Origin of the sequence: Streptomyces sp. sk2.1, assembly GCF_008120935.1 — a bacterium.
In the GTDB taxonomy this organism is placed as follows: domain Bacteria; phylum Actinomycetota; class Actinomycetes; order Streptomycetales; family Streptomycetaceae; genus Streptomyces.
This window is the reverse complement of the sequence record NZ_RDBO01000048.1, coordinates 25,812-32,365: the sequence shown is the minus strand read 5'-3', so window position 1 is coordinate 32,365 and position 6,554 is coordinate 25,812. Positions and strand designations below refer to the sequence as shown.

General features: G+C 72.1%; 4 protein-coding genes. 1 reads left to right on the top strand and 3 read right to left on the bottom strand.

Going from position 1 to position 6,554, the window contains the following annotated elements; translation table 11 throughout:
• The coding region (locus tag EAO76_RS16550; RefSeq protein ID WP_187438659.1) for an amino acid adenylation domain-containing protein at positions 1-4,419 on the bottom strand (4,419 nt) is incomplete at its 3' end.
• A 238-nt stretch (positions 4,420-4,657) separates the two neighbouring features.
• On the opposite strand from EAO76_RS16550, the gene EAO76_RS16545 reads away from it, so the two are divergent.
• A complete protein-coding gene (locus tag EAO76_RS16545; RefSeq protein ID WP_187438658.1) occupies positions 4,658-5,419 on the top strand; it encodes a thioesterase in 762 nt (253 codons plus the stop codon).
• A 131-nt stretch (positions 5,420-5,550) separates the two neighbouring features.
• On the opposite strand, the gene EAO76_RS16540 is transcribed toward EAO76_RS16545, so the two are convergent.
• Both EAO76_RS16540 and EAO76_RS16535 read right to left on the bottom strand, forming a co-directional pair.
• A complete protein-coding gene (locus EAO76_RS16540; RefSeq protein WP_148836728.1) occupies positions 5,551-5,772 on the bottom strand; it encodes an MbtH family protein in 222 nt (73 codons plus the stop codon).
• A gap of 59 nt (positions 5,773-5,831) precedes the next feature.
• Entirely contained in the window at positions 5,832-6,539 is a 708-nt protein-coding gene (locus tag EAO76_RS16535; protein ID WP_148836727.1) for a 2-hydroxychromene-2-carboxylate isomerase, read from the bottom strand.
• Positions 6,540-6,554: the final 15 nt, after the last annotated feature.

Sequence of the window (6,554 nt, the reverse complement as noted above, 5' to 3'; positions counted from 1 at the left end):
GAGTTGCGGGCGTTGTCGGAAGAGCGGGGCGCCGCCGGGGGCGGGCAGGGCCTTGCGGTCCACCTTGCCGTTTCCGGTCAGYGGCAGCWCRTCSAGGAGSACGAAGGCGCTGGGCACCATGTGGCCGGGGAGCGTGCGGCCGCACCACTCGCGCAGGTCCGTGACGCTCGGCTCCGCGTCGCCCGCCGCCGGCACGGCGTAGGCGACGAGGCGTTGTTCGCCGGGGGTGTCCTCGCGCATCAGGACCGTGCATGCCGAGATGTCGGGGTGTGCTGTCAGCGCGGCTTCGATCTCGCCGAGTTCGATGCGGAAACCGCGGATCTTGACCTGGTCGTCGAGCCGTCCCAGGTACTCCAGCTCGCCGTCGGAGGTCCTGCGCACCAGGTCGCCCGAGCGGTACATCCGGCGGACCGTCCCACCGACCTCCCGCTCCACGAACCGCTCCGCCGTCAGCTCCGCGCGATTCAGATAGCCACGGGCCACACCGGTACCCGAGACCCACAGTTCCCCCGCCACACCGACCGGCACCACACGGCCGGCCGCGTCGAGCACGTACGTGCCCGTGTCGGCCAGCGGCCGGCCGATCGGGGAGACCCCGGTGTTCGCGGTGTCGGCGGGGGTGATCTCGCGAGCGGTCACATGCACCGTGGTCTCGGTGATCCCGTACATGTTCACCAGCCGCGGWCCATCCTCGCCCACAGCCGCCCACCACGGCTCCAGACGCGCGGGGTGCAACGCCTCGCCACCGAACACGACCAGCCGCAAAGCCAGTTGRCCCGCGACATCCCGGTCCACCACCTGCTGCARCAGACCGAACGCCGACGGCGTCTGGTTCAGCACCGTCACCTTCCGCTCCACCAACAGGCGGGCGAAGGCAGCCGCATCCCGCGACGTGTCGTGGTCCACCACCACAAGCCGGCCGCCGTACGTCAGCGCGCCCCAGATCTCCCACACCGAGAAGTCGAACGCGAACGAGTGGAACAGCGTCCACACATCCTCAGGACCGAACCCGAAGTCCCCGTCCGTACCCCGCAACCGGTTCACCACACTGCGGTGCTCGACCAGCACACCCTTCGGCACACCCGTCGAACCCGACGTGTAGATCACGTACGCCAGATCATCCGGCCCGACATCCGCCGCCAGGTCGCCGGACGGCTCGCGGCCGATGGCCTCGCTGTCGGCATCGACGCACACGGCGGCGAAACCGGCCTCGGGCAGCCGCTCCCGCAGCCCCGCGCGCGTCACCACGACCGCGGCCGCCGTGTCCTCCACCATGAACGCCAGCCGGTCCGCCGGATATTCGGGATCCAGCGGCACATACGCGCCACCCGCCTTCAACACACCGAGCAGCCCCACCACCAGATCCGGGCCACGCTCCAGGCACACCCCGACCAGCGAGCCGGCCGAGACCCCGCGCGCCGCCAGGTGACGCGCGAGCCGGTTCGACCGGGCATCCAACTCACCGTACGAAAGCGACTCCTCGCCCACGGTCAACGCCACGGCGTCCGGACACTCCCGCGCCCGCTCCGCCACCAGACCGTGCAACGTCGCCGCATCCGCGACACCCGCCCCGACGCCGCCCCGCTCTTCCGACAACGCCCGCAACTCCGCCGCACCCAGCATCTCCAACTCGCCCACCAGCGCTGCCGGATCAGCCACACCATCCACCGGCCCACCCACCGGCACCACATACGCAACGATCTGCCGCGACCCCGGCTGATCCTCACGCACCACCACAGCCACCCGGCCCACACCCGGACAAGCCCCCACAACCGACTCGATCTCACCCAACTCGATACGGAAACCACGCACCTTCACCTGATCATCCGCACGCCCCAGATACTCCAGCTCACCCCCCACCGACCAACGCACCACATCACCCGTCCGGTACATCCGCCCACCCGCGACACCGAACGGATCCGCCACGAACCGACCCGCCGACAACCCCGCACGCCCCAGATAACCCCGGGCGAGCTGGACGCCCGCGAGATAGAGCTCTCCCGGCGCACCCGTGGGAACCGGCCGCAGACCGGCGTCCAGGACGTACACCCGGGTGTTCCACACGGGCCGGCCGATCGGTACCGACGGGGTCTTGTCCTCCGGGCCGCACGCCCACCAGGTGACGTCGACGGATGCCTCGGTGGGCCCGTACAGGTTGTGCAGTCCGGTCTCCGACGGCCCGGCGAAGACGGCGTGGAAACGGTCGCGCAGCGTGGCGGGCAGCGCCTCGCCGCTGCAGATCACCCGGCGCAGTCCGGTGCACTCGGCCGCGGCGGGCTCGGCCAGGAACGCCTGGAGCATGGAGGGCACGAAGTGCGTGGTGGTGACGGCCTGTTCACGGATGAGCTCGGCCAGGTAGACGGGGTCCTTGTGGCCCTCGGGGCGGGCGACGACCAGGGTCGCGCCGGTGATGAGCGGCCAGAAGAACTCCCACACGGAGACGTCGAAGCCGGAGGGGGTCTTCTGCAGGACGCGGTCGTCGGCGGTGAGCCGGTAGTGGTCCTGCATCCACAGCAGCCGGTTGACGATGCCCGCGTGGGGGACGATCGCGCCCTTGGGGCGGCCGGTGGAGCCCGAGGTGTAGATGACGTACGCCGGGTTGGCGGGAGCGGCGACGGGCAGGGCGGTGCCGCTGTCCGGCCCGTGGCCGGACAGCAGGTCCGCCGTGCCGGGCGCGTCCAGGAGGAGGTGCGGCGTGCCGGTCCCCGGCAGTCCCCCGGCCACCTCGGCGGTGGTCAGCACCAGCACCGGAGCGGCGTCCCGGAGCAGGAACTCGATCCGCTCCGCCGGATACCCCGGGTCCACCGGCAGGTACGCGGCCCCCGACTTCAGCACCGCGAGCAGGGCGACCACCAGCTCGACCGAGCGCGGCACGGCGACGGCGACGAAGCGCTCCGGTCCGACGCCCTGCGTCACGAGCAGCCGGGCCAGCCGGCCGGCCCGCTCGTCCAGCTCGGCGTAGGACAGTTCGGTGCCCTCGAAGACCAGGGCGGTGGCGTCCGGGGTGCGCAGGGCCTGGGCGTCCAGCAGCGCGGTCAGGGTGGTCGACGGCACCGGGTGCGCGGTGTCGTTCCACGCCTCCAGCACCTGGTGGCGCTCCGCGTCGTCCAGCAGGTCGATCTCCCCGACGGCCCGGTCCGGCCCACCGGCCGCGAGCTCCGCCAGGAACCGCAGGAAGCGGTTCAGGTGGGCGTCGATCTCGTCGGGGGTGTACAGCTCCGGGTTGGCGTCGAGGTCGATCTGCAGCCCCTTGCCGTTCCCGCGGTCGTAGACGACGACGGCCATGTCGTCGGCGGGTCCGACGGAGAGGTTGTGGACGACGGCCCGGTGCCCGGCGAACCGCAGGTCGTAGTCGAACATCATGATGTTGACCTGCGGCCCGACCAGCTTCTGGTCGTCGGCGAGCAGGTTCAGGTCGCGGCGCAGGTCCTCGTAGCGGTAGCGCTGGTGGCGCAGGTCGGCCCGCATCGCGGCGGAGGTGCGGCGCAGCAGTTCGCCGACGGTCATGTCACGGGCCGGGGCCAGGCGCAGCGGCAGGACGTTGGAGACCATGCCGGGCACGGAACGGGCCGCGCGGCCGAGCCGGGTGGTGACGGGGAGCCCGAGCATCACCTCGTCGGTGCCGGTGCAGCGCTGGAGGTAGGCGGCGAAGGCGGCGGCCAGCACCGGCGGCCAGGACACCTCGGCCGCCCGCGCGAGTTCCCGCAGCTCCCCGGCCGTGGTCCGGTCGAGGTGGGCGGTGCGGCGCACCAGGCGCCGGGCCGTGCCGGGCCGGCCGCCGGACGGGCCGACCGGGCCGGGCGCGCCGGCGAGCCGGTCCGTCCAGTAGGCGCGGTCCAGGGCGAACCGCTCGGAGGCGCGGTAGGCCAGGTCGGCCTCGACGAGGTCGCTCAGCGGCGCGAAGGGGCAGGCGCCCGCCTCGGTGCCCCCGGCCAGCGCGGTGTAGACCTCGGCGACGCGCTGGGCCACGAGCGCCACGGTGAAGCCGTCGACGGCGCTGTGGTGGTAGGCGTGCAGCCACAGGTAACGGTCGTCGGCGAGCCGGAACAGCTCGAAGTCGAAGAGGTGGTCGTGCCTGATGTCCTTGGGGGTGGCGAGCAGGTCCCGCATCCGCAGTTCGGCCGCCGCGCGCGGGTCCGGTGCGGCGGACACGTCCGTGACGGGCAGCGACCAGTCGAGGGTCGGCTCGATCCGCTGGCGGGGGCCGTCGGGCGTGTCCACGAAACGCACCCGGAGGCACTCCGCCTCGGCCAGCACCTGTCGCAGCGCCGTCTCGAACAGCGGGACGTCGACCTGGCCGCAGATCTCCAGGTACTCACCCGCGTTGTAGATGACGTTGGCAGGGTCGAGCTCCTGCGCGAACCAGATGCCGGACTGGGCAGCGGTCAGAGGCAGAAGAAGGTCCTGGACGTCGGACAACGGGAACCACCCTCGGTCGTTTTCTGGGACACCGGCATGCGGCGGCGGGGCGGGGGCCCTGCCGCCGGCGGTCGTCACGGCGAAGCGCGCGGGAGGCGCGCGAGTACTCATCCTGACTCGCGCAACGGACAACTCTCGCAGGAGTGCACGTTGTTGCAGACCGGACGAAGAGCAACGCGGTGCCGGGTGCACTGGGAGAGTTGTCGAGCCAGTGATGACGTACGACGGAGGTAGAGGGATGTCCGAGCAGACCGATGTGTGGTTCCGCCGCTTCAAGCGGGTGCCGCGGCCGCGGCTGCGGCTGGTGGGCCTGCCGCACGCGGGCGGGGCCGCCAGCATGTTCCGCAACTGGCCGCAGTGGCTGCCGGACGACGTGGAGCTGCTGGGTGCCTGCTACCCCGGGCGGCAGGACCGGCTGGGCGATCCGTGCGTGACGCGGATGGAGGAGCTCGCCGACGCGCTCACCGAGGCGCTGCTGCCGGTGGCGGAGCAGCCGTTGGCGCTGTTCGGGCACAGCATGGGGGCGTCGGTGGCGTTCGAGGTGGCGCACCGGCTGGAGCACCGGCACGGTGTCGTGCCGACCGTGGTGTTCGTCTCGGGCCAGCAGCCGCCGGCCCGCTACCGCAACAACCAGGCGCACCTGGGCGGGGACGCGGGGCTCCTGGCGGAGGTGGAGCGGCTGGGCGGCGACGGCACGAAGTTCCTGGACAGTCCCGAGATGCGGGAGCTGCTGATGCCCGCGATCCGGGGCGACTTCGCCCTCATGGGGAGCTACCGGCCCGACCCCTCGCTGCGGATCACCGCCCCGGTGGAGGCCTGGGTCGGCGACGCGGACTGCGACGTCACGGTCGAGGAGACCCGGGCGTGGTCCGACACCACGTCGGGCGCGTTCAACCTCCGGGTCTTCTCCGGCGACCACTTCTATCTGACGGCCGACACCGAGGAGTTCGGGCGCCGGGTCGACGAGCGGCTGTCCCTGGCGGCGGTCGGCACGCACTGAGCGGAACCTCCGCGACGACGGCGGCCCCGGAACCCAGCCGGGTTCCGGGGCCGTTCCCCTGTCCTCGTGCGCCGTACCGGTGTGACGGCCGTGGTTCCGTCACACCGGTACGGCGCTGCGCGGACGGTCCGTCACGCGGCGGGGCTCTCCATCGCCGCGACGAGGCTCTTGGGCCGCATGTCGGTCCAGTTCTCCTCGATGTACGCGAGTGCGTCGTCGTGGCTCGACTCCTTGAGGGCGACGGTCCATCCGGCCGGCACCTCGGCGAAGACCGGCCACAGCGAGTGCTGGCCCTCGTCGTTGACGAGCACCAGGTAGGTGGCGTCCTTGTCCTCGAACGGGTTGGTCGACATCGTGTGTTCTCCTCGGATCGTGTGCTTCGTGGTTTCGTGCGCGGCTCGACGGCGGACCGTCAGCCGCAGCCTCCGGCGTGCCCCAGGTCTCCCGAGGCGGTGGTCGACAGGGCTTCGTCGGGCACCGGTGCGACCGTTTCGGGCCGGGCCGGCGCGGTGGAGCGCACGGCGTCGGCGAACCGGTCGAGCCGGTCCAGGCCCCAGAACTTCTCGCGGCCCGCGATGAGGAAGGGCGGGCCGAACACCCCGTCCTTGTAGGCCGACACGAGGGCCTCGGTGGACCGGGAGCGCAGTTCCGGGTCCTCGGCCGCGGCCGCCGCCGCTGCCGGGTCGAGGCCGATCCTCCCGGCCACGTCGGCGATCACCTCGGGGTCCGAGATGTTCCTGCCGTCCTGGAAGCGCGCGCGGTAGACGAGGTCGACGTAGCGGGGGCCGACGCCCCGGTCCGCGGCCAGGTAGTACGCGAGGTGCGAGACCTCCCACACGGGTTCGCGGTCGACGGGCCAGGAGACGGTCAGGCCCCGGTCGGCCGCGAGCCTGCGCACGTCGGTCAGCACGTAGAAGTGCTTCTCCCGCGACATCGGGGTGTAGAGGAACGAGCCGCCCGCCTCGGCCAGCGCCTTCTCGCTGCGCGGGTCCGGGTCCCAGTACGGGATCCACTCGACGGCGTCGGCGACGTCGCCGTGCCGGTCCACCAGGTCCCGGTGGGCCAGCCAGGAGTACGGGCTGCGGAAATTGAAGTACCAGCGTGGGCCGCGCTTGGCCATGGCCGTCCTTCCGGT

Bases quoted from the DNA above. Each gene is read 5' to 3' on its own strand.
- EAO76_RS16540 (WP_148836728.1), bottom strand. From the start codon at position 5,772: ATGTCGACCAACCCGTTCGAGGACAAGGACGCCACCTACCTGGTGCTC.
- EAO76_RS16545 (WP_187438658.1), top strand. From the start codon at position 4,658: ATGTCCGAGCAGACCGATGTGTGGTTCCGCCGCTTCAAGCGGGTGCCG.
- EAO76_RS16535 (WP_148836727.1), bottom strand. From the start codon at position 6,539: ATGGCCAAGCGCGGCCCACGCTGGTACTTCAATTTCCGCAGCCCGTAC.